The sequence below is a fragment of the Saccharomonospora glauca K62 genome (genome assembly GCF_000243395.2).
Taxonomy (GTDB): domain Bacteria; phylum Actinomycetota; class Actinomycetes; order Mycobacteriales; family Pseudonocardiaceae; genus Saccharomonospora; species Saccharomonospora glauca.
Genome location: NZ_CM001484.1, coordinates 2,707,444 through 2,729,203 on the forward strand (window position 1 = coordinate 2,707,444; position 21,760 = coordinate 2,729,203).

At 69.0% G+C, this 21,760-nt stretch carries 12 protein-coding genes; 2 read left to right on the top strand and 10 right to left on the bottom strand.

The features are described from left to right. Nucleotides 1–32 precede the first annotated feature (32 nt). Complete coding sequence (locus tag SACGLDRAFT_RS12660; protein WP_005465134.1) at nucleotides 33–710, bottom strand: hypothetical protein; 678 nt, start codon at nucleotides 708–710, stop codon at nucleotides 33–35. 131 nt (nucleotides 711–841) lie between these two features. Between SACGLDRAFT_RS12660 and SACGLDRAFT_RS12665 the strand changes: the two genes are divergently transcribed. Further along, nucleotides 842–1,453, top strand: coding sequence for a TetR/AcrR family transcriptional regulator (locus SACGLDRAFT_RS12665; RefSeq protein ID WP_005465136.1), 612 nt, complete (start codon nucleotides 842–844; stop codon nucleotides 1,451–1,453). Between the two features lie 10 nt (nucleotides 1,454–1,463). Here SACGLDRAFT_RS12665 and SACGLDRAFT_RS12670 read toward each other — a convergent pair whose 3' ends face one another. From SACGLDRAFT_RS12670 to SACGLDRAFT_RS12705, 8 genes are all read right to left on the bottom strand, one after another. Further along, nucleotides 1,464–6,965: an ATP-binding protein gene (locus SACGLDRAFT_RS12670; RefSeq protein ID WP_005465138.1), complete on the bottom strand. Its 5,502-nt coding sequence runs from the start codon at nucleotides 6,963–6,965 to the stop codon at nucleotides 1,464–1,466. A 276-nt stretch (nucleotides 6,966–7,241) separates the two neighbouring features. Further along, the gene (locus SACGLDRAFT_RS12675) at nucleotides 7,242–8,162 is read right to left on the bottom strand and encodes a DUF2382 domain-containing protein (RefSeq protein ID WP_005465140.1); all 921 of its coding nucleotides are present in this window, start codon (nucleotides 8,160–8,162) and stop codon (nucleotides 7,242–7,244) included. A gap of 183 nt (nucleotides 8,163–8,345) precedes the next feature. Next, a complete protein-coding gene (locus SACGLDRAFT_RS12680) occupies nucleotides 8,346–9,536 on the bottom strand; it encodes an RtcB family protein (RefSeq protein WP_005465142.1) in 1,191 nt (396 codons plus the stop codon). A gap of 148 nt (nucleotides 9,537–9,684) precedes the next feature. Further along, the gene (locus SACGLDRAFT_RS12685) at nucleotides 9,685–10,986 is read right to left on the bottom strand and encodes an OmpL47-type beta-barrel domain-containing protein (protein ID WP_005465144.1); all 1,302 of its coding nucleotides are present in this window, start codon (nucleotides 10,984–10,986) and stop codon (nucleotides 9,685–9,687) included. 29 nt (nucleotides 10,987–11,015) lie between these two features. After that, a complete protein-coding gene (locus SACGLDRAFT_RS12690) occupies nucleotides 11,016–15,023 on the bottom strand; it encodes a ThuA domain-containing protein (RefSeq protein WP_005465146.1) in 4,008 nt (1,335 codons plus the stop codon). 74 nt (nucleotides 15,024–15,097) lie between these two features. Further along, nucleotides 15,098–16,117, bottom strand: coding sequence for a multicopper oxidase domain-containing protein (locus SACGLDRAFT_RS12695; RefSeq protein ID WP_005465148.1), 1,020 nt, complete (start codon nucleotides 16,115–16,117; stop codon nucleotides 15,098–15,100). 346 nt (nucleotides 16,118–16,463) lie between these two features. Further along, nucleotides 16,464–19,238: a glycosyl hydrolase family 95 catalytic domain-containing protein gene (locus SACGLDRAFT_RS12700; protein WP_005465150.1), complete on the bottom strand. Its 2,775-nt coding sequence runs from the start codon at nucleotides 19,236–19,238 to the stop codon at nucleotides 16,464–16,466. A gap of 181 nt (nucleotides 19,239–19,419) precedes the next feature. After that, the gene (locus SACGLDRAFT_RS12705; protein ID WP_005465151.1) at nucleotides 19,420–19,920 is read right to left on the bottom strand and encodes a DUF1059 domain-containing protein; all 501 of its coding nucleotides are present in this window, start codon (nucleotides 19,918–19,920) and stop codon (nucleotides 19,420–19,422) included. A gap of 96 nt (nucleotides 19,921–20,016) precedes the next feature. Here SACGLDRAFT_RS12705 and SACGLDRAFT_RS12710 point away from each other — a divergent pair, with 96 nt between their 5' ends. Next, nucleotides 20,017–20,598 carry a helix-turn-helix transcriptional regulator gene (locus SACGLDRAFT_RS12710; protein ID WP_005465153.1) on the top strand — a complete coding sequence of 194 codons (582 nt, stop codon included), beginning with the start codon at nucleotides 20,017–20,019 and terminating at the stop codon, nucleotides 20,596–20,598. Between the two features lie 26 nt (nucleotides 20,599–20,624). Here SACGLDRAFT_RS12710 and SACGLDRAFT_RS12715 read toward each other — a convergent pair whose 3' ends face one another. Beyond that, complete coding sequence (locus SACGLDRAFT_RS12715; protein ID WP_005465155.1) at nucleotides 20,625–21,722, bottom strand: class I SAM-dependent methyltransferase; 1,098 nt, start codon at nucleotides 21,720–21,722, stop codon at nucleotides 20,625–20,627. Nucleotides 21,723–21,760: the final 38 nt, after the last annotated feature.

The window sequence follows — 21,760 nt, forward strand, 5'->3', positions numbered from 1 at the left end:
GTTCGCTCGCTTCCGCGTAGCGAGGTTGCCGCTCAGCCGCCCGACCGGCGGGCACGTTCCAGCGCCGGACCGAAGCGTTTCCGCACGGCACGCCAGGCTGCCACGATCTCGTCACGCTCGGGCTCCACGGGCTCGGGGTCGGCACGGTCCCCCTGGAACGACAGCAGCAACTGCACCACCCTGCCGACCACGTCGGGATGACCGAGCGGTACCGGGGGCTCCACGCGCACGGCGGGGTCGGACTCCCTGCTGACGAACGCGGCCACCCGGACTCCCCTCGCGAGCAGGCGTTGCCGGGCCGCCGCGGTGTCGGAGTCCCACCAGTCCGCGTAGGACCCCGCGGAGTCGACCCGCGCCTCCCCGGCGGCCATGGGCGCGGGATCGACGACCACCACGCTGCGTACCCGGTCGGCGTGCTCCTCGGCGAGCCGCAACGCGGCCTCGGCGGCGGTCGCCGCCGCCACGAGGTGCACGCGCTCGGAGCCGTCCCCCATCACGTCCTCCACCGACGGCGCGTCACCGACCTCCGCGGGCAACCGGAACCACCCGACGCGGAGGTGTTCGGCCAACGGCCGCCACGTCGCGGGCAGCGTGTCGTGCTTCGCCTCCCCCGCCGGGTCGAGCACGAGCACCACGGGAGCGTGCTCCGGTCCCTGCCACACCACCGACGGTCCCGCTCCGCGCACCTCGTCGTCGTGGAAGTCCCTCATGACCGAGGACGTACCCGGAACTGATCGCGACTATGCGCGGCGGGCCGAGCCGGGAGCTCGCCGCCTGGCTCGCCGGCCCCGAGTCCTCGTCGTTCTGTGCGAGCCCCGAACCCTTCGTAGGATTGTCTGGTATGCCCGATCGAGGCCGCTACCACCACGGTCATCTCCGGCGCGCCGTCATCGACACCGCGGTGGAGATCATCGCCCATGACGGCATCGGCGCCATCAGCCTCCGCGACCTGGCGCGGCGCGCGGGTGTCTCTCACGCCGCTCCCACCCACCACTTCAAGGACAAGGCGGGCCTGCTCACCGCCATCGCGATCGAAGGCTTCGAGATGCTCTCCGACTCGCTGGAGGAGGCGTTGGACGCTCGCCTGCCCTTGCTGGAGCTGGGGGCCCGGTACGTGCGGTTCGCGACGGACCATCCCGGTTACTTCGAGGTCATGTACCGCCCCGACGTCTACCACCACGACGATCCCGAGCTGCTCGCGGCGAGAAGTTGGGCGAGTCGGCTCCTGTGCGCGGGCGTCGCCGCCTCTACGTCGTCGTACCGGGAGAACGACGACGTGGGCTCCGGAGCGCTCGCGGCGTGGTCCCTCGCGCACGGTTTCTCCACGCTCGCCCGCAGCGGGAACCTGGACGAATACCTCGAACAGTTCTCGCCGACGGAGCTGTTCCGCCGCGTCGCGCTCCGGACCCCTTCGTTGAGTCGGGCGACGTCCGGCGAGGAGGACATCGCCTGACCCGTGGGCCTCAGCGCCGTTCGAGTCCCCGTTCCACGGCGGCGATGAGCTCCGGACGCAGCGCCTCGGGCGGGATGACCGCGTCCACGGATCCCACCTCGACGGCGCGGCGGATGGAGTGGATCTCGTCGAACTCCGCCGCCACTTCGCCGAGTTTCTCCGCGCGCACGGAACTCCGCACGTCCGCGAGCTGGGTCGCCAGCTCGGCGCGCTCGGAGTCGGTCGCCTCCGCCAGGCGTGCCTCCAGCTCCTTCACGCGTTCGTCGGCGGCCGTGCGCGCGGCGACCTCGCCGGAGAACACCACGGCCGCGGCCGGCGCCCCGCCGATCACGGACGCGAAGGACCCCTCGACCGCCAGCACGGTCATGTTGGGGTTCAACGCCTTCGAGAAGACGACGAACGCGCCGCCGTGGTAGCGCGAGATCACGCAGAACACGATCGGTCCCTCGAAGTTGACGATCGCACGCCCGATCTCCGCGCCGTACTCCAGTTGGAGCTTGCGCATCGACTCCGGTGATCCGTCGAAGCCGGACAGGTTGGCGAGCACGACCACCGGACGGTTGCCGCTGGCCGCGTTGATCGCCCGCGCCACCTTCTTCGACGACCTCGGGAAGAGCGTGCCCGCCGTGTAGGTGTCGGGGCCGTCCGTGGGCGGGAACCCGCGCCGGGGCACCGAACGGGACTCGATGCCGATCAGGCACACCGGCCACCCTCCGAGGTGGACGTCCTGCACCACGGCCGTCTCCGCGTCGGCCATCCCGGCCCACCGTTCGAGGACGGGGTGGTCGGCGTCGGCAACCGCGCGCATCACGGTGCGGATGTCGAACGCCTTCTTGCGGTCGGGGTTCGTCTCGGGCGAGAAGATCTCGCCCACGGTGGTGAAGTCGCTGCCCACGACGTTGTGCGGGTAGGAGCGCACGTCCCGGTCGCGCGGGTCGGTGGTCTCGGCGCGGCGCGGTCCGCTCTCGCCCGGCGCGACGTAGGTGTGGTCGTAGTGCGCCATGAGCACCTCGCGGGCGCCCGCGAGGTCGGGCGCCCAGTACTGCGCCTGGCCGTTGGGGCCCATCACCCGGTCGTAGCCACCGATGCCGAAGTTGTCCTCGGCGGAGACCCCACCGGAGAAGTCCAGCGACTGCTTGCCGGTGAGCACCATCGCCGAGTCCGGGGTCATCACGAGGATGCCCTTGGTGTGCATCAGCATGGTGGCCTCGGCGTTCCAGTAGGGCTGGGCGCCGACGTTGATACCCGCGACCACGACGTTGATCTCTCCGCCGTCCTGGGTGAAGTGCACGATGCACTTGAGCGCCGCCGCCACCCAGTCCATGTTCTCGGTGCCGGAGTCCATCGCGATGCGCGCGCCCGCCGACAGCGCGAACCACTCCAGCGGTACCCGCATGCGCTCCGCGAGGTCGAGCGCGGCGATGACCCGCGCGCACTCCGGTTCCGCGAGCGCGCCGAGCGACTTGGTGGGGTCTCCCAGCAGCACGACACGGGTCACCCCCTGCGGGTGCCGCTCGGTGGGCGTGGTCACCACACCCACGACGATGCCCGCCGTGTTTCCGCCCCTCGGCCGGTCGACGGGCACGAGCGCGCCGTCGTCGTCCAGGTCGTACTCGACGAACGTGCCCTTCGGACCGGCGAGCAGGTCGACCAGTTCGTACGGGTAGACGGTGTTGCGCCGCCGCGCCCGCAGCACCTTCTGCCCGTAGGCGTCGAGTGGGCGGATCACCTCGGTGGACGGCGTCGTCATCCGCACCCGCACCCCGGAACCGGGGGTGTGGGTGATGAGCACGGCGACGTCCCGGATCTCACCGCTGTCGGGGTCGCGTCGCCTGCCGAGGAACTCGACCACCTCGACCCCCGCGCCGGCCGTGGTGGGCACGACGCGTCGGGCGACGATGCGGAGCTCCTCGGTCGTGAGCTCGATCGTCGGCCACACGTAGATGACGATGCGGTTGGTGTCGAGACGCTTCTTGGCGGGACGCCGCACCTGCTGTTCCCGGATGGCGTCGAGGCAGGCCGCCAGCGTGCCCTCCACGTCGGGCAGCGCGAGCACCCGCCCCTCCGAGTCACGGAGCGGAGCGAGGTCGCGTACCTGCGACATCGCCACGAATCGTTCGTCGGACGGGTTCTCCGGCGCCACGCACCGGACGAGGTGGACCTCCTCGTCGGCCGACGGCAGGCGCGTGAGGTCGAACTCGCGGAGCCGGTGCAGCTGCAGTCGCTGCGCGACGAGCGGGTGCAGACCGCGGATCAGCCGGTCCTCGGCGAGCCCCTGGGCGGAGGTCCGGAACGTGAAGTGGTGGTGCATGACCGACCCACTGCGGCCCGCCACGGTCACGGTGACACGACGTACCTGGGAGGGCAGCGACACCTCCGTGAGGGTGGCCGACAGCTTCGCGGCGGCCGTGTCGTCGTCGGCGAACTCGTCGGACCACGCCAGGTAGAGGTCGACCTCCGTCGCGCTCTCGCCGGGGGTCTCGGCGACGCTTGTGGCGACGGCGTGGAGAGCGCCGGTCAAGTCCTGCGGATCGGCGGCCGTGGACACCAGCCTCACGCGTTCGGCGTCGAGTTCGTACTGCGCCGTCAGACACGGAAAGCCCGTCACCGGGCGGATTTCCACGTCCGAAAGCGACTGTTCCCGGTAGTACCGGCCCGCCATGACCTCCAGCAACGGCCCGAGGTCGGCTCCCTCGCGTTGCATGCGCTGGCCGAGGATCCGCACCAGCGGCTCGGGGCACGCGACCATCTCGGCGATCCGCTCGGCACGGTCGGCGGCGTCCGGGTGGGCGTCGAGGTACCGGAGGTGTGCGCGTACCCCGGCGTAGGTCTCGGCACGCCTGCGGCGCAGCATCGGCTGGGCGAACCATCGGAACACGACGCTGCGGGCGAGATCGGCCACCACCGGGAACCGCACCTGGGTGGCCACCACCAGGTGTTCGAGCACGTGTCCGAGGGGCTGCCGCACGGACTGCTCGGGCGCGGGTTCGCTCAACCACTGCCGCAGCAGCGCGGTGACCACGCCGATGTCGCCGGCGGCGCGCTGCTGGGCGCAGAAGATCCGGAACACGGCCTCCGTCAGCTCGGGGCTCCGTTCCAGATCGGACACGCCGTAGTGGGCCAGGGCGCGGGCCAGCCGTTCCTGGAAGACCCCCGACAACCCGGCTCGATCGACGTCCAGGCTCTGCAGGTAGGTGTGGAAGTACTCCCGAGGGCTGTGCACGTGCGTCTCGGCAGAGCGTTCGCTGTCGACGGGCCGGTTGCGGCTGAGCTCGGAGAGGTCGGCGAACACCCGCAACAGCTCCAGTTCGGCCCGCACCGGGCGCTCACCGCGACGGACGAGTTCGGCGCGCGCGGCCAGGTAGTCGTTCAGCGCGCGGTTCTCGTCGTGCGGGTCGAGGTCGTAGCCGAGCAGCCTGCTGCGCAGGTCGGAAAGGGCGCGCTCGGCGCGTTCGGCGGCGTCGGCGTCCGCCGGGCACACGGGAAGTTCGAGGTCCTCCCCCTCGGCCTCGGTCTTGTCCCCCTCGGCGTCGCCGGTGTCGAGCGGCTCCAGCCGCAGCAACGGAGCCCCGGCCTCCACCTGGCTGCCGATCGCCACGGGCCGCTCCCGCAACACGGCTCGGAACGGCGCCCGCAGCACCGTCTCCATCTTCATGCTCTCCAGTACGAGCACGGGAGCGCCCGCCTCGACCTCGGCCCCGACCTCCACGGGAGCCGCCACGACCAACGCGGGCGCCGGCGACCGCAGGATGCCGCCCTCGTCACGGCTGATGCGGTGCACAGTGCCGTCGATCTCGACGACGTGCACCGGTCCGTGGGTGCCGGTGACGAACCGGTACCGCCTGCCGTGCGCCACGAGCTGGCCCATCGCCTCGCCGTGCCGCTCGATCTCCAGATCGACCCCGTGGGTCGTGGGCCCGTCTTCGATGACCACGCCGAACCGACGGGGTCCGGTGCGGGCCACGGTCACCCGGTAGCTCGTGCCGCGCAGCTTCAGCTCCACCGTGCGGCCGCCGATGTGGCGGACCTGCGGCCTGCCGCCGTGCGCGGTCGACAACAGGTGCTGCTGCTCGGCCCGCTCGGCCTCGGTGTAGGAGTCGATGGCCGCGACCGCCAGCGCGATGCCGGCGTGCCGGGTGGCCCGGAGCCTGCCTTCCCCTCGCACCCGGTCGATCCAGCCGGTGTCGGCGCTGGCGTCGATCACCTCGGGCGCGTCGAGCAGGTCGAGCAGGAAGCTCTTGTTGGTGGAGCCGCCCTCGATGAGCACGCTCGTGTCCGCCACCGCGCGCCGCAGGCGGGCCAGCGCCTCGTCGCGGTCGCGACCGTAGGCGATGATCTTGGCGATCATGGAGTCGAAGTCGGCGGGGATGGTGTCGCCCTCGCTCACGCCCGTGTCGACCCGCACCCCCGGACCGGCGGGGAACGACAACAGGCTGATCCGGCCGGGCGCGGGCGCGAAGTCGCGGTCGGGGTCCTCGGCGTTGAGTCGAGCTTCCACCGCGTGCCCGATCTCACGGGGCTTCTCGCCCTCCAGGCGTCCTCCGGCCGCGACGTGGAGCTGGGCTTTGACGAGGTCCATCCCCGTGGTGGCCTCGGTGATCGGGTGCTCCACCTGAAGCCGGGTGTTGACCTCCAGGAACGCGAAGAGCTTCTCGCCGGGGTGGTAGAGGAACTCCACCGTGGCCGCGCCGCGGTAGCCCACCGCGAGTACGAGCCGTTCGGCCGACGCCTTGAGCTCGGCGGTCTGTTCCGGGCTCAACAGGGGCGAGGCGGACTCCTCGATGACCTTCTGGTTGCGCCGCTGGACCGAGCAGTCGCGCACGCCGAGTGCCCACGCGGTGCCCTGGCCGTCGGCGATCACCTGGACCTCGACGTGCCGAGCGCCGGTCACGAGCCGTTCGAGGAACACCACGCCGCTGCCGAAAGCACGCTCGGCCTCCATGCGCGTGCGCTCGTAGGCGTCGGTGAGCTCGGCCTCGGAGGAGACCACCCGGATGCCCCGGCCGCCGCCTCCCGCGGTGGCCTTCAGCATCAGCGGGTAACCGATGCGCTCCGCGGCGGCACGAGCGGCGGCGAGGTCCTCAACCGGTCCCCCGCTCCACGGTGCCACGGGCACGCCGACTTCCTCGGCCAGCAGTTTCGCGCCGATCTTGTCGCCGAGGCGGCGCATCGCCTCGGCGCTGGGCCCGATGAACGTGACACCCAACCGGTCGCACAGCTCCGCGAACGCCGGGTCCTCGGCCACGAACCCCCAGCCGACCCACGCGGCGTCGGCCCTCGTGTCCACCAGCGCCCGCTCGAGTACCTCCAGGTTCAGATAGGGCCGGGCGGAGGCCGGCCCCAGGCAGTACGCCTCGTCGGCCTCACGCACGAACGTGGCGTCCCGGTCGGCGTCGGTGTAGAACGCCACGGTCTCCAGTCGCGGCCCACCCTCGGCGTTGCGCTCCCTGACGGCGTGGATGAGCCGCATGGCGGCTTCCCCGCGGTTGACGATGGCGACCCGACGGAACACCCGATCTCCCCTTACCCTCCTGCGACAACACGCCTGTGGCACGGAATCCCGAAAGAGAGAAAACCTGCCATAGCCACTCTCGCGGTTCCCGGCCCCCCGCGGGAATGATCGGACTCACCACGTCGTGTCACGGGAGTTTGTAGGAATCCACCAAACGTGACGAGGGCGCGGCCCCGGTGTCACCGCGGGTCGCCGTGGCCGAAGGGCCTGCCACCCACGCGCACCGGAAACCGCGCCCCGGTTCCGGATGTCCTCGCTCGTCGCCGGTTCGGACGCTCAGCTCTCGCGTCCGCCCTCCTCCTCGATGTCGAATTTCTCCTTGCGCACCTCACCCGAGATGGTCTCCTCCTCGGTGACCTTCTCCTTGCCGAGGCGGACCCTCTCCACGGGCACGCTCTCCTTGGTGACGTGTGCTTCCTCACGGTGCAGGGTGATCTCCTGCTCCTCCTCGCCGATGTCGTACGTGGTGCCACTCTCGGCGCCCGTCACCGGTTCCCGCTCGATACGGACCTCCTCGTGCGACACCGGAACGGTCATCTGCTGTTCCTCGGTCACCACGTACTTACGGAGGCGTACCCTGCCGCTCTCCACGTTCTCGGTGCTCGCGCGCAGCCGTTCCTCGGAGCGCGTCATCGCCTCGCCCTCCGCTCGGGAGCGCGGCGTTCGTGGCTCGCCGGTGCGACCCCGCTCCCCGGTCGTGCCGGACGTCCCGGCCGTCATCCCGGCCGTCGTGTCGGTGGTTCCGGACGTCGTGCCGGTGGTTCCGGTCATCCCGGGGGTCCCGGTCGTTTCGGACGTTCCCGTGGTTCCCGTCGTGCCCGAGATCCCGGAGCCCCTCCCGCCCGCTTCGGTGGTGGTGCTCTCCTCGGGCATCGCCCCCCTGGGAGCCGGGAGATTGTAGTGGTTGTACAATTCGGCGCTTTCCTCGCCGGTGAGGTCGCTGTTGGTGTCGGCGTGCGGAGCGTCGGAGACCTGCTCCTTGAGTACCGAGACGTGCACGCCGTCGGACTCCAGGTGAGCACCTTGCAGGGGGACGAAAGTCTCCTTCTGGCCGAAGAGACCGGTCCGCACGGTGACCCACTCCGGCTGCCGTGACTCGTCCGACAGGTAGACCGTACCCACCTTACCGATCTTGCGGCCCTCCGCGTCGACAACGGTGTTGTCGACCAGTTCCTCCGGACGCAGTGTCGCTGCCACGATCGCTGCCTCCCTTCACGCTAGTGTGATCACGGAGAGGGTCGAACTGCGGAACAGTCCAACTCATGTCTCAGCGTTCCCTCTCACCGAGAGGAAAACCCCGCCCCGAGATCAATCACCCACATGGGTGGGTAACTCGCTCACGAGAGGCAGCGACCGTGTGCACACAGTCGTCGTATGCCGTCAGCCCTTCACACACACGACCTGCTTGAGGTGAGCCACCACCTCGACCAGATCGGTCTGCGCCGCGATCACCGAGTCGATGTCCTTGTACGCCGCGGGAATCTCGTCGACGACGCCGATGTCCTTACGGCACTCGACGCCCCGCGTCTGCTCCGTCAGGTCCGCGGCACTGAACAGCTTGCGCGCCTTCGTCCGGCTCATCCTGCGGCCCGCGCCGTGAGAGGCCGAGTGGAAGGACGCCTCGTTGCCGAGCCCCCGGACGATGTAGGAGCCGGTGCCCATGCTCCCCGGAATGATGCCGAGATCGCCCTTGGCCGCACGGATCGCCCCCTTGCGGGTCACCATCACGTCGACGCCGTCGTAGCGCTCCTCGGCGACGTAATTGTGGTGGCACGAGATGGGCTTCGCGAACCGCACGCCCGGCACGGTCTCGGCCAGGGCTCGCTGGACCAGCGCCAGCATGGTGGCGCGGTTACGGGCCGCGTACTCCTGTGCCCAGTACAGGTCGTGTCGGTAGGCGTCCATCTCGGGGGTCCCCGTCAGGAACACGGACAGGTCGGGGTCGGGAAGGTCGGCGTTGTGGGGCAACGACCTCGCGATGTCCATGTGGCGCTTGGCGAGTTCGTTGCCGATTCCCCGCGACCCGGAGTGGAGCATCAGCCACACTCGCCCCTCGTCCTCACCGCCCTGTTCGAGGCACACCTCGATGAAGTGGTTGCCGCCGCCGAGCGTGCCGAGCTGCCGCCGCGCGCGATCGAGCAGCTTGTGCACCGAGGGGTGCAACGACGAGAACTCCGACCAGAACGCGTCCCAGTCGCCGAGGCCGGGGACCTCGGCCGGGTTGACCGGATTGCGGTGCAGGTCGAAGCCCACCGGCACGGCGGCCTCGATGCGCCTGCGCAACCCGCTCAGGTCGTCGGGCAGGTCCGAGGCTGTCAGCGAGGTGCGCACGGCCGACATCCCGCAGCCGATGTCCACGCCCACGGCGGCGGGGGACACGGCGTCCCGCAACGCGATGACGCTGCCGACGGTCGCTCCCTTTCCGTAGTGCACGTCCGGCATCACGGCGAGTCCGTGTATCCACGGCAGTGTGGTGACGTTGCGGAGTTGCCTCATCGCCGCCTCCTCGACCGTGTCCGGGTCGGTCCACAGGCGAATGTCCGCTCGGGCGCCCTTGATCGTCGTGTACACGCTCACCACCTCACGTCCGTTACGACGTTCACCATCCCCGACGTCCGGCGGCGACGGCAACATCATTTCCGGACACGAGAACACCGCGTCTTCCGGGTGAGAACTCCCCCGGAAGACGCGGTGCGGGGACGGCGGGGTGCGTCGGCCGTCAGTGGTGACGTGCGTTCTCCGCGGCGAGGACGATGCGCCGCTTCTCCACCTCGGAGATCACCCCCTCGGCGGCGAGCTGGTCGGCCACTTCCGTCGCGCGTTCCGCAGGATCGCCGTGGTGTCCGGTGTGCGAGGCGAGCAGGTCGTTGATCGTGCAACCGTTACCGGTGTCGACGTTGTCGACCGTGCTGTCGTGTCCGGCGATCCTCACCGTGTCCCGGACGTCCGAGCCGGGGCAGGCGTCGCCCTCGGCGGCGACGACGGTGAACGTCAGCTTGCCGTCCTCGGACCTGTTCCCGGCGTGGTCGACGGCGTGGTAGAGCACCGTGTGCTCGCCCGGCTCGGTGATCACCACCGGTTCCCCGTAGGGGGTGTAGGACCCGCCGTCGAGGGAGTAGCGCAGGAACCGCACTCCCGATTCGGAGTCGTTGGCGGACAGCGTCACCGTGGCCGAGTCCACGTACTCCCACTGGGCGTTCATGGTCCCGGTGACCTGGGCGGTCACCTCGGGAGGCGTGGTGTCCTCCCGATCGGCCTCCACAACGGTGAAGGTCACCGACCCCTCCTCGGAGGTGTTGCCCGCGTGGTCGGTGGCGCGGTAACGCAGCGTGTGGTCGCCCGGCTCGGACACGATCACCGGCTCGGAGTACGGCTGGAAGTCACCATCGTCGAGCGCGTACTCGACGGTGTCCACACCGGAACCGTCGTCCGACGCCGTGATCGTCACCGTCGCCGAACCCACGTAACCGCCGTCACCGTCCCGATCACCCGACACCTCCGCGGTCACCGACGGCGGAGTGGTGTCCTCGTCGTCGCCGCCGTCCTCGGTGACCACGAGAACTCCCTGCATCTGCCCGTGTCCGGGAATCGTGCAGTAGTACCGGTACGTGCCGGGCGACAGATTCACCTCGACCTCGTACCTGCCCCCGTTGGCGTCGTAGGGGCTGGCGACGATGTTCACCTTGACATCGTTGTTGTGTTCGGGCGACGACGTGTCGAAGGTGAGCGAGTGGGTCATGCCGGTCGTGTTGCCGGTGGCCGTGCTGTTCTCGAACACGATGGTCGCCGGTCCCGGCTTCGCGGTCTCCGGAGCGGAGACGTACTCCGTCAGACTGTCGCCAGCGGTCCAGACGAGTACCTGCTGCTGTGCCGAGGCGTCCGCGGACTCCTCGGCTCCGGGGGCCGCGCCCGCGGGCACGAGCCAGAGTGCGATCAACGAGGTGGCGAGGGCGGCGACCAGCGCCCCACGCACCGTTCTCTCGCGTCGGGCCCGCAGGCTCGACACCAACTGGCGGATCATCGTTGACTCCACTTCTCGGGACGCGCTTCTCACAGTTCCCGCACCCGGATGTTGCGGAACTCGATGACATCGTCACCACCGTGATTCTGCAGTCCCACGTAACCGTTGAGGAACTGACGCAACTCGGTCGGTGGATCGCCGTCTCGGGACGACTGCTTCCCCGGCGTGTTGTCGAACTCGTTGATCACCTTGCCGTTGCGGATGATCGTGTAGTGCTGTCCCTTCACCCGGATCTCGTAGTCGTTCCACTGTTCCTTCGGCGTGACTCCGGCACGTCCGTAGTAGACCTCGTCGAAGTTGTAGACCGATCCGGTCTTCTGCGGCTCACCCGATTCACCGTCGTAGATCTGGATCTCGTGTCCGCAGTAGATGGCGACCCACGCCTGGGAGTCCCGCGCGGACCCCCACGTTCCGCAACTGGTGTCGGGGCGGTCGGCAAGTGGTGTCCTCGGGTCCGGGAAACGGACCAGGACACCGCTGTTGGCACGGTGCTCGCCGGGTGCGACGTCCCGGAACTGCAGCTTCAGCGAGAAGTCCCCGAAGGCCTTCTCCGCGTACCACAGCATGCCGAGCCCACCGTCGGACCTCAGCGATCCGTCGGGTCGGAGCTCGAAACCGCCCGAGGGCGCCTGTCGCCAACCGCGAAGTGACTCGGGAGTACCGTCGAAGATCGGCTCGTAGCCGTTGTCGGCCTTACCGCCGATGCCGGATTCCTTAGCCGCCTCGACGAGCGTGTCCCGCTCCTCGGAGGTGAGGACGCCGTCGGCCACGAGCTTGTCGGTGACGTCGCGGACGTGGGCGACGAACGCGCCGTTGTCCTCCCAGGTGCTCTCGTCGTCGATCAGGTCGTCGACCGTGCAGCCTCCCGAGGCCTTGTGGTTGGTCACTCCCGTGTCGTCGTCGCGGTAGTGCACCGTGCGGTTGGAGTCCGGCACCGCGCACTCCACCGTCACCTCGGACTTGACCGTTTCTTTCTCACCGTCGGCGTAGGTCACCGTCAGGGTCGCGGTGTACTTGCCGGGCTCGGCGTAGGTGTGCCTCGGGTTCGCCTCGTTCGAGGTGGTGCCGTCGCCGAAGTCCCACCGGTGGGACACCCCGCCGGAGCGCAGACCGTCGAACGCGATCGTCAACGGCTTGTTCTGCACCTCGTACGACCGCACCGCCGGAGCCGGCGTGGCCGGTCCTCCCTTGTAGACCACCCGAATGAGCTTCTGACGGTCGTCCAGGGTGAAGAAGCCGGAGCCGTAGTCGAGCATGTAGAGGGCTCCATCCGGCCCGAACTCGGCGTCCATCCAACTGAGCAGTTGGTCGGACCCGTCACCGCTGGGGATGATCTTGCGCAGGTCCTCGGCGAACGGCGGCGGAGCTCCCTCCTCGACCGTGGCCGGGTCGACGGTCACCGCGATGCGGTTGTTGGCGTTCGACTGGTCACCGATGAACCACTTCCCGTCCCAGTACGACGGCCAGGCCACCCCACTGTTGGTGTCTACTTCGGAGCTGTAGTAAGTGGGTCCGGACATGACCGCCTGACCGCCGCCCTTCACGTACGGCCAGGTGTAGGTCGCGTCCTCGGTGACGTAGGTCGGGATACCGCTGCCGTCCTCACGCTCGGGGAACACCGGACCCCCGCCCTGCGGCGAGTACCAGATCATGTTGTTCCGTACCGGGGGAAGATCCACCAGCCCGGTGTTGCGGGGCGAGGTGTTCTTCGGGTTGTCGCAGTCGTACCAGCCGGTGAGCACGCTCGCGTCCTCGTTGCTCCGATCGCGGTACGGCTGCTTGTTGCCCATGCAGTAGGGCCACCCCTGGTTGCCCGCCGACGTGATGATCGTGGCGTTCTCGTACTTCGCCGGCCCCAGTTCGGGATCGGGTTCGCTCGCGTCGGGCCCCACCCAGGCCGCGGTGAGCCAGCCGTGCTTGGCGTCGATCTGGATGCGCGCCGGGTTGCGGACACCCATGACGTAGATCTCGGGGCGGGTCTTGTCACCGGGGTCCTCGGCCTCGGGGAACAGGTTGCCCTCGGGGATCGTGTAGGTGCCGTCGTCCTCGGGGTGGATGCGCAGGATCTTGCCGTTCAGGTCGTTGGTGTTACCGGCGGTGCGGCGGGCGTCCTGGAACGACACGCCCTTGTACTCCTGGGTCCAGTTGTTACCGGAGTACCCGTCCGAGCCCTGGGAGGAGTTGCTGTCGCCGGTGGCGATGTAGAGGTTGCCCTCGTCGTCGAACGCCATCCCGCCACCCGCGTGGCAGCACGAGTGGATCTGCGTGTCCCACGACAGCAGGTCCTTGCGGCTTTCCAGATCGATGGTGGCGGTCTCGTGGTCGTAGGTGAAACGCGAGATCGTACGCTGGCCGATGCGCTTGTCGGTGTCGATCGACTCGTAGGGCATCCAGTAGACGTACATCCAGCCGTTGGAGGCGAAGTCCGGGTCGAGCTCCAGGCCGACCAGGCCTTCCTCGCTCTTGACGAGTTCGTCACCGGCCCCCCGGTTGCCGAACACGTCGAGGGTGGCGAGCAGCTTCACCTTGCGCGTCTTCGGGTCCCACTGGTGGATGGTCCCGCAGCCGAGACCGACGTTCTCGTCCTCCCAGTCCGGGATCGCGCCCGTCGCGCAGGCCGCCTTGCCGATGTAGAACACCGTGCCGTCGTCGGCGATGGTCAGTCCGTGCGGTTCGCCGATCTGGTCGAGTCGGCCGGGAAGGTTCTCGCCGGTCAGTCGTTCGATCTCGTAGTTCGCCGCGATCGTGGCCTGGCAGTCGCCGCGCACCAGACCGGTGGTCCATTCCAGCGCGCCGAGCAGGTGCCCACGGAAGTTCTTCTCGCCGTAGCTTTCCTCGGTACCGCCCATGGCGGTGTAGAACGATCGACCACCGCTGTAGTCGCGGCACCACGAGATCGGGTGGAACGGCCCGTTGGCGGCGGTGCCGGGGTCGTAGGTGTGTTCCTGGACCTGCGCGACGGTGTGCACCTCACCGATCGGGTTGGTCTCCCAGTTCAACCACTTGTCGGTGCGTTTCCACGTCAGCGGGAGGCCCTTGTTGGCCGGGTGCTGGCGGTCGACGACGCTGACGACCGCTTCCTGGGCCTTCGGTTCCTCGGGGACGACCTCGTCACCCGTGTAGAGCTCGAACTCGGCGAGCTGGGTGGCGTCCTCGCCGTCGTTCGCCGTGATGTTCAGCCGGTAGTGGCTGTAGGCGGTGTCGTTGTCGAAACGATACTGTTTGGCCTGGAAGCGGTTGGGGAAGTCCTCTCCCGAGCGAGAATCCAGGTCGATCCAGTTCTCCCCGTCGTTGGAACCCTGAAGGGTCCAGTCCTTGGGGTCCCTGCCGGGGAAGTCGTTCGCCGACACCAGGGCGTAGTGCGACACGGCCGCGGGCTCGGCGAGTTCCACGCTCAACCACGCCGAGTCGTCGAAGGCCAGCCACTTCGTGTCGTCCTTGCCGTCCACGGCGTGGGCGGCGGTCTCGTTGGGAGGGTTCTCCCCACTGGCACTGACGTTCGCGATCTCCGCCGGAGTGGGGCGGGCGCCCGCGGGCCGCGCGCCGATGAGGCCGGTGAACCATTCCGACCGCTCCTGCGCCCGCGCCGCGTCGCGAATGCCGAGGAAACCTCCTCCGTTGCCGATGTAGTGGCGTAGCGCGTCCTCCTGCTCCCGGCCCAGTTCGACTCCGTTGGCCGACAGGAAGACCACGCCGCGATAGCCGCTCAGGTTCTCGCGGGTGAACGCCGCCGGATCGGTCGTGACGTCCACGTCGAGACCGCTCACGGCGGCGATCTCACCGATCGCCTCGGCGGCGCGCTCCACGGGGTCGTCCTGCTGGTCGGCGGCTCCGTGGAACACGAGCACCGAGCCCGTCCCGGCGGTGCTCCGCGTGGGCGTCACCCCGCGATCCCGACGCTCGGGAGCGCCGAAACTCGGGCTCGACGCGAGCCCGAGAACCAGCGCCATACCCGTCGCGACCGCCATCGTGCGCCGCAACGGTGTCGGTCTCGCGCGCCCGTTGCGGGGTAGAGCTGACAATCTCCTTCGACCCATCTCTACTCCTCACTGAAAGGGTGTTGCAGGTCAGTGCGACGTCAGCGATCGGCGGGGTGCGCACCACCGCTGTGTCAGTGACCACCACCGCCGTGTTGGCGATACCGGTCGATCGCCTCCTGAGCGCCCTCGGGCATGCTGCCGTCGGCGTTGCGGACGAGGAAGACACCGTTCATCCCGGTCTCGGAGTGGCTTTGCACGTGGCAGTGGTACATCCAGGCCCCGGGGCCGACCCCGTCGCCGGCGATCACCTGGAAACCGAACGAGTCGCCGGGGTTCAGGTCACGGTTGTCGATGATGCGGCTCCGGTCGTCGGGGCCCATGAGGTAACCGGTACGGTTGTCCGCCCAGCGGTGGGCATGCAGATGGAACGTGTGGAAGTTGCTGCCGTGTCCGATGGCGATGAACTCCACGCGTTCCCCGAGGTCGGCCACCAGGACGGGAAGGTCCGGCGCCACCTTGTTGTTGATCGTCATGTCGTTGAAGACGATCGTGAATTGCCGGTCCGGCAACAGATCGCCTTCTCTGCGCACGACGAGCGCGCCGTAGAGGCCCTTCGCGATGCCCTCGGTACCGTGGTCGGAGCCGAGAGCGTGATCGTGGTAGTGCCAGTAGCCCGCGCTGCCGGGGAGCCAGAAACCGTCGGGCCCTTGCGACTGCGGCCGGGTGCGCCACACGTAGGTGCGCGTCTCGCCGGGTTCGTTGAACGAGTCGTTCAAGGGACTGCCGTCGGACTCGGTGTCGTACTCCACCCCGTGGGGGTGGATGGACAACCGCCGGTCGGTGTTGTTCACCAGGTCGATTTCGAGGGTGTCTCCCTCCCAGAGCTCCAGGACCGGTCCGGGGATGGTGGCCTTGCCCGGTTCGAGTCCGTAGCCGTACAGCCCGCCGGGAAGTTCCTCGGCGTAGAGCGTGACGCGCTTGGTCTCTCCCCTGACGCTCGGCGTGCTCCTATCACGGACCGCCGCGGCGGCACGGCCGCCGCCGAGCGCCGTGGCCGCCATGGGTGCGACCACACCGGCCGCGGCACCGGCCAGCATCGAGCGACGCGACATCTGTCCGAACAGGGGGTGCCGTGCCTGCCTACCAGTCATGGGTCTGCGCCTCCAGCGACATGGGTTTCCGTCGGGACGGTAAACACTTCGGATGTGGACGTAAATATCTATGGTCAGAAACGTCCAACTTCTGACCTAAAAAAGCAAAAGTGGTTGGACCAAACGGTCCATACCACTCCCCCGTTCGCCGCAGGGCGAGACGGGGATCACGGTGACAACCGCACCTGCTGATCCCCGTCTCACCGAGGCTTCACACTGACCTCGGCGCACTCCACCCGATAGGAGACGAGGGCGTCTCCGAACTCACCGCCCACGCGTCCCCGTGGCCGTCAGGCACCGTCCCACCGTCACCGGAAGCGGCGGGGGAACGCGCGGGTCGACCGCCTCACCGCACTCCCGCCGGGGAGACGTCGACGGTCACCACACGGGTCGCCGAGGCCCGCCAGCCGTCACCACGCAGCACCGCCCGCAACCTCGCTCCGCCGCTTTCTCCCACCTTCGAGGTGACCGCGAACGCCACGGTGGTCGAACTCCCGGCCCGAAGGGGGCGCAGCGCGTGTTCGGCGGGGACCACTGTCCAGCCCTCCGGCACGGCAAGGCCGATCCGGCTCGCCGGAACCGTGCGGTCGACGGCCGCCACCGTGGCCTCGACAGTGAACAGCGCACCGTCCTCCACCCGGTCGGGCGCGGACAGCGCCACCTCCACGAGGGTCGTCGCCACGTAGGTGTGTCCGGCGTCGGCGTCGATCACGATCTCCTCGCCGTCCCGTTCCACGTCCACCGTCCGACCGGTCTCGGCGTCCGTCACCCGGAACCGACCACCAAACAGTCCACTATGTATCCTAATGGGACCGTCCCGTCCGGCTTCCAGGGTGATTCGGTTCGCCGTGCCATTCGCCCATTCGACGTCCACCGTGACGTCGCCACGGGCCCGCAGCCCGGACACCGACCCCGTACTCCACTCCGTCGGCAGCGCGGGAAGCACGTCGACGACGCCGCGGTGACTTTGCACCAGCATCTCCGCGATTCCCGCCGTGGCCCCGAAGTTGCCGTCGATCTGGAACGGCGGATGCGTGTCCCACAGGTTCGGCAGCGTGCTGTGGGACAACAGTTCCGACAGCATCGTGTGGGCGTGGTCCCCGTCCAGCAGCCGCGCCCAGAAGTTGATCTTCCACGCCTTGCTCCATCCCGTACCGCCGTCACCACGGGCGAGCAGCGACTTCTCCGCGGCCGCGGTGTACTCGGGCTCGGAGTACGGGTCGATCTGACGTCCCGGATGCAGGGCGAACAAGTGCGACACGTGCCGGTGCTGGTTGTTCGGGTCGTCCCAGTCCTCTTTCCACTCCTGCAACTGACCCCACGAGCCGATACGCAGGCCCGGATCGAGGTCGGCGAGCGTGGCGGCGAGCTCGGCGCGGAACTCCTCGTCCTCACCGACCAGCTCGGCGGCCTCGGCGGTGTTGGTGAGCAGGTCCCACACGATTTGCTGCGACATCGACGCGCCCGCCGAGAAGTCTCCCTGCTCGGGCGAGTAGCTGGGGCTCACCACGAGGCGCCCGTCGCGAGAATCGGTGACGAGCTCGTCGATCCAGAACCGCGACAGCGACTTCAGCATCGGGTAGGCGCGTTCCGCGAGGAACGTCTCGTCCCGTGTGAACAGGTAGTGCTCCCAATAGCTCTGAGCCAGCCAGGCCCCCGCCTCGGGGAACCAGAAGGAGGTCGCCCAGTCGTGCACTCCCGTGTAGCCGAAGGGGGTCGTCTCGTTGTGCACCACCCAACCCCGGTTGCCGAACATCTCCTTCGCCGTCACCGTGCCGGGGGCCACGAGCGAGTCGACGTAGTCGAACAACGGCTCCGTGGTCTCGGAGAGGTTCGTGACCTCGGCGGGCCAGTAGTTCATCTGCAGGTTGATGTTGACGTGGTAGTCGGCGCTCCACGGTGGGCTCGTCGAGTCGTTCCACACCCCCTGCAGGTTCGCCGGCAACGAGCCGGACCGCGACGACGCGATGAGGAGGTAGCGCCCGTACTGGAAGTACAGCACTTCGAGCGCGCGCCGTTCCTCGGCGGCGAGGCCACCGTCGCGGTAGCGGGCCAGCAGTTCGTCGGTGGGCAGGTCGGGCATCCGTTGCCCGAGGTCGAGGGAGACCCGGTCGAACAGCCCCCGGTGGTCGGCGACGTGCGCGGCCCGCAGCGCGTCGTAGCCCTTGGCCACCGCCGCGTCGACGCGCTCGGTGACGGCCGCGTGCGGGTCCTCGCCGCGGTAGACCGGGTACTCGGCGGAGTAGTCGGTGCCCGCGGCGAGCACGAGCGTCATCGTGTCGGCGTCCGTCACAGTGACCGAGCCGTCGGGGTTGTCGACGCGCGAACCGCCGTCGGTGAGCACCTGGATCTGGGCCTCGTAGCGCAGGCCGTTGTCGTCGAGCGCACCCGAGAAGGTGATACGGCCGCCCCGCGCGGTGAGGTTCTTCGACCTGTTGTCGGGCGCGGTGACGCCCACCGTGACGTCGACGGCACCCGGCACCTCGCCCGAGAAGCGCGCGACGACCACGTCGTCGGCCGCGGAGGCGAAGTACTCGCGGGTGTGGTGGACGCCGTCGGCCTCGTACGACACGCCCGCCACGGCGTCGGCGAGGTTCAGGTACCGCCGGTAGTCGGCGACCTCCTCCAGTTCGGCGCCGCTGACGCGGATCTCGCCGAAGGTCTGGTACGCGCCGTAGCCCCGTTTCGGTTGTCCGAGCTTGCTCACGACCCATTCCGGGTCGGCCCGCAGCTCGGTGTCGAGGCGTTGCCGCACCTCCTCGATGGCTCCCGGTCTCGGTTCCCGCCAGTTGCCGAAGTCGTATCCGTCCGCCGCTCCGGGGCCGCCCGTCCACAGCGTCTTCTCGTTGAACTGCAGCCGTTCGGTGGCCACCCCACCGAACACCCCCACGCCGAGGGCACCGTTTCCGACGGGGAGGACCTCCGACTCCCAGTCGGACGCGGGCTCGTCGTACCACAGCGTGAGGCCCTCGGGGGATGGTCGAAGGTCGGAGGTCTCGGCGGCGCCGGTGGCCGTCCCGAACGCGGGCAGGACCGCCGCGGCCACGGTCAACGTCGCCGTCACCACGGTCGCTCGGTACCACGGCGGTCCGGTGAGTCGTGCACGTTCTCGTTCGATCATCACGTCCCCTCGTGTCGGAGGCGCTCTGCGCAGTCACGAGCACACGGCTCAGAGCGTATGCATGGTGCGGATCACACGGAGGCTATAGATCGGATGTATTACCGTCAAGGAGCCGATATTTCCGCTACCGGACTCCATTTCGGCCCCGAAAGACCCGACCACACCACCTCCGGCACAGGGGTCAGAACGTGAAGTCGGTCGTGGAACGCACCTGCAGGTTCACGAACCGGGGCTCGTCGACGCACACCTTGCGCAGGTTCTCGGCGAACCGCGTGGTGACGGGACTCGCCGAGTTGGCCATCGCGGCGGCGTGGTCGGGGAACTCCACGATCTCCACGTAGGTGTCCGGGTGATCCCGGTCGGCTCCGACGACCGCCCACCGCGCGGTGCGGTCCGCTCCGATCGCCTCGGCCCACTCCCGCGCCATTCGCTCGACCTCGTCGATCCGGTCGGTGCGGAACTCGATCAGTTGCACGAACGCGCCCGGCCGGGTGTCGGCCACGGGAGCGTCACCGAGGCTCCGCCGAATCCTCTCGCGCAGTTCGTCGTCGTCGGTGTGCCCGTGCACATCGGCGGCGTGGTGTGCCGCCGCGCGCACCAGCTCCTCCGTTTCCCCGCTCATCGCCAGCGTGCAGCCGGACACGCTGGGTGTCTCCCGGCAGTCCACGTACTTCCGTGTCATCGTCATTCTCCGTTCCGATGTCGGCGCCCTTGACTTCCCGTCGGTCGCGGCGCACGGTCGAAGGCACGTCACGCTCCCTTCCCGAGCACCTCGGACATGTACCTCTCACTGCACACGGCCCGACATCTCGTGTCCGTTGTGGACACCATCGCCGGGATCACCGACCCGGAACGGTTCCCGGAGTCGTGTCTGGCGGTGATGTGCGATCTTCTCGCCTCGGATTCCGTCGTCTACCACGCGCGGGATCTCCGCACCGGCACCGTCCGTCACGTCGAGTTCCACCGCGTGTCCGCCCCGTCGGGCGACGGGTTCCGCCCGCACCACGTCACGCTCTCGGTGACGCCGGTTCCGACGTTGCACGCCACCGTGGTGTTCTCGCGTCACACCCGCCCCTACACCGACGTCGAGCACGACGTGTGCGAGCTGCTGCGGGAACCGATCACGTCGGTCCTCCGGCGGTTGCACTCCGCTCGTCTCGTGGTCCCGGACCTCCAGCAGACCGTGCTGACCCTGCGGGAACGGGAGATCGTCCGGCTCGTGGCCCTGGGGCGCACGAACGTCGCGATCGCGCACGAGCTGGCGCTCAGTCCGCGTACCGTCGCCAAGCACCTGGAGCACGTCTACCGCAAGCTTCGGGTCGACGGTCGGGCCGCGGCGGTCGCTCGCGTCCTGGGTTGATCGCGGCGGCCACCGCCGTGTCCACGTCACTTCCGCAACTCGTACACCCGGTTGAAGTCCGTGGCCACTGCTTCGCGCGCGACGCCGAAGCCCGCCTCCCGGCCGAGTTCGCACGTTCTCGTCGGGCCCGCCTGGTTGCCCAGGCCGTAGGCCGGTTCCGCGGACAACCCGCTGGGCAGGCAGATCCACGTCGAGGCTCCCACCAGCAGGCGTCCCAGCGGGTTCAACGTCTCCTCCACGCTGTCCCAACTCATCGGTTCGACGAGCATCACCGTGCCGTTGTCGGCGAGCGCGGAGTACGCCGCGCGCAGCGCCCCGACGGGGTCGGGCATGTCGTGCAGGCAGTCGAAGAAGGTGATGAAGTCGAAGCTGCCGTCGAGGTCGGTCGCCCCGGCCGTGCGGAACGAGACCCGGTCGGCGACGTCCGCCTCCGTCGCGCGGTGCTGTGCCAGCACGATGGAGGGCCCGTGGTAGTCGATACCCACGAACTCGCTTTTCGGGTACTCCTTCGCCATGATGATCGTCGACGCGCCGAGTCCGCAGCCGACGTCCGCCACCCGCGCGCCCGTCCGCAGTTTGTCCTCCACTCCCGACAGCGCCGGGATCCATGTCGACGTCAGGTTCGCCAGGTAGCTCGGCCGGAAGAACCTCTCCGTACCGAGGAAGAGGTCCTCGTGATGCTCGTGCCACCCCACTCCCTCGCCCGTACGGAACGCCTCGGTGAGTCGGTCGATGATGCGGGTGGCCGCGGTGAGGTTCTGGAAGGCGCCCGCGACGTAGGCGGGGCTTTCGGAGTTGGTGAACGCCTCGGCCTGCTCGGGTGACATGTGATAGCGCGTCCGGGCGGGATCCGACGAGGAGTCGGAGCTCCCGTCGTGGGTGACATAGCCGGTGGTGGCCATGGCGAGCAACCACTCCTGGACGTAGCGCGCGTCGAGGCCCGTGCGCTCGGCGAGCTGTCCGGCGTTCATCGGACCGCCCTCCGCCAGCTCCGTGAACAGTCCCAACCGGTCCCCGACGAGCGCCAACGGCACGGTCATCGCCGCGCCCACGTCGGTGATCACCTGGTGCAGCAGTTCCTCCAGGCGGTCGGCGTCGAGGACGGAGGTGTCGGTCGTGGTCATGTGTGTCTCCCTTCCGTGCTGCTCACAGCACACGCTTC

What these genes read in the sequence shown, in the direction of transcription:
- SACGLDRAFT_RS12660 (WP_005465134.1), bottom strand. Translation starts at nt 710, where the DNA reads ATGAGGGACTTCCACGACGACGAGGTGCGCGGAGCGGGACCGTCGGTG.
- SACGLDRAFT_RS12665 (WP_005465136.1), top strand. Translation starts at nt 842, where the DNA reads ATGCCCGATCGAGGCCGCTACCACCACGGTCATCTCCGGCGCGCCGTC.
- SACGLDRAFT_RS12685 (WP_005465144.1), bottom strand. Translation starts at nt 10,986, where the DNA reads ATGATCCGCCAGTTGGTGTCGAGCCTGCGGGCCCGACGCGAGAGAACG.
- SACGLDRAFT_RS12690 (WP_005465146.1), bottom strand. Translation starts at nt 15,023, where the DNA reads ATGGGTCGAAGGAGATTGTCAGCTCTACCCCGCAACGGGCGCGCGAGA.
- SACGLDRAFT_RS12695 (WP_005465148.1), bottom strand. Translation starts at nt 16,117, where the DNA reads ATGACTGGTAGGCAGGCACGGCACCCCCTGTTCGGACAGATGTCGCGT.
- SACGLDRAFT_RS12700 (WP_005465150.1), bottom strand. Translation starts at nt 19,238, where the DNA reads ATGATCGAACGAGAACGTGCACGACTCACCGGACCGCCGTGGTACCGA.
- SACGLDRAFT_RS12705 (WP_005465151.1), bottom strand. Translation starts at nt 19,920, where the DNA reads ATGACACGGAAGTACGTGGACTGCCGGGAGACACCCAGCGTGTCCGGC.
- SACGLDRAFT_RS12710 (WP_005465153.1), top strand. Translation starts at nt 20,017, where the DNA reads ATGTACCTCTCACTGCACACGGCCCGACATCTCGTGTCCGTTGTGGAC.
- SACGLDRAFT_RS12715 (WP_005465155.1), bottom strand. Translation starts at nt 21,722, where the DNA reads ATGACCACGACCGACACCTCCGTCCTCGACGCCGACCGCCTGGAGGAA.